Origin of the sequence: Zhongshania guokunii (assembly GCF_040892635.1) — a bacterium.
In the GTDB taxonomy this organism is placed as follows: Bacteria; Pseudomonadota; Gammaproteobacteria; order Pseudomonadales; family Spongiibacteraceae; genus Spongiibacter; species Spongiibacter guokunii.
Genome location: NZ_JBFRYA010000041.1, coordinates 1 through 1,098, shown reverse-complemented (window position 1 = coordinate 1,098; position 1,098 = coordinate 1). Strand labels below are relative to the sequence as shown.

Genomic DNA, 1,098 nt, shown 5'->3' with positions numbered 1-1,098 from the left:
CGCGGATTCAAATCCGAAGTGCATCATCTGATCAGGTAGAAGAAGCGGCCAGCTGAAGGTAAGCTCCCCCCTTTTTCTCCGGCAAGAGATGAAGTGATGATGAGAACTTACCAGCAACTGACCTATGACCAACGATGCCAGATAGCGGCGCTAAAGAAAAGAAAATGCACACAAAGTGAGATAGCCGCGATTATCGAAGTAAGTCAGTCAACGGTAAGCCGAGAGTTGTCAAGAAATGCTGGGAGCCGAGGGTATCGTCATAAACAAGCACACGGGAAGGCTGTGCTGAGGCGTGAGGCGGCGGTTAAACGGACGAGAATGACGCCAGAAATGATAGCATCCATTGAATTGAAGTTGCGTATGGATTGGAGTCCAGAGCAGATATCTGGCTGGCTACTGACAGATCAAGATCGCTTGATTAGCCATGAAAGTATTTACCTGTATGTTTGGGCGAATAAGCAGGCAGGGGGCGACCTTTATACTCATTTTCGTCAACAGGGGAAGAAATATGACAAACGTCGGAACGGAAAATCGACACGGGGTCAGATAAAAAACCGCGTGAGCATAGAGGATCGGCCAAGTGTTGTTGATGATAAATCGCGGATTGGTGATTGGGAGATAGACACGGTAATTGGCAAAGGCCACAGTGGCGCGCTAGTGACTATCGTTGAACGCGTAACGAATTTCACCGTGTCTGCACAGGTCGACAGTAAGAGCGCGAAAGCGGTTACCAAGGCAACAATTAGGCTGCTCAAGCCTTATATGAGTTCAGTGCTTAGTATAACGGCCGACAACGGCAAAGAATTTGCGTACCATGAAAAAATAAGTAAAGCGCTCTCAACGGAATTTTATTTTGCTCACCCCTATAGCTCATGGGAGCGGGGTTTAAATGAGAATACTAATGGTCTTTTGAGGCAGTATTTTCCGAAAAGCACCGACTTTAAGAACGTGAGCCAAGCTGAAGTGAAGCGCGCGGTAAATAAACTAAATTCTCGTCCAAGAAAAAAACTGGGATTCAAAAATCCAGGTGAATTAATGGATGAACATAGGGCTGCGTTAGCAGCTTAAACTTTGATGCACTTCGGATTTGAATCCGCG

The 1,098-nt window shown here is 46.5% G+C and carries 1 protein-coding gene; it reads left to right on the top strand.

Features of this window, described 5'->3' with window-relative positions:
* Positions 1 to 99: 99 nt before the first annotated feature.
* The gene (locus tag AB4876_RS19055) at positions 100 to 1,068 is read left to right on the top strand and encodes an IS30 family transposase (protein ID WP_368383272.1); all 969 of its coding nucleotides are present in this window, start codon (positions 100 to 102) and stop codon (positions 1,066 to 1,068) included.
* Positions 1,069 to 1,098: the final 30 nt, after the last annotated feature.

Coding starts and splice junctions, on each gene's coding strand:
- AB4876_RS19055 (WP_368383272.1), top strand. CDS start 100: ATGAGAACTTACCAGCAACTGACCTATGACCAACGATGCCAGATAGCG.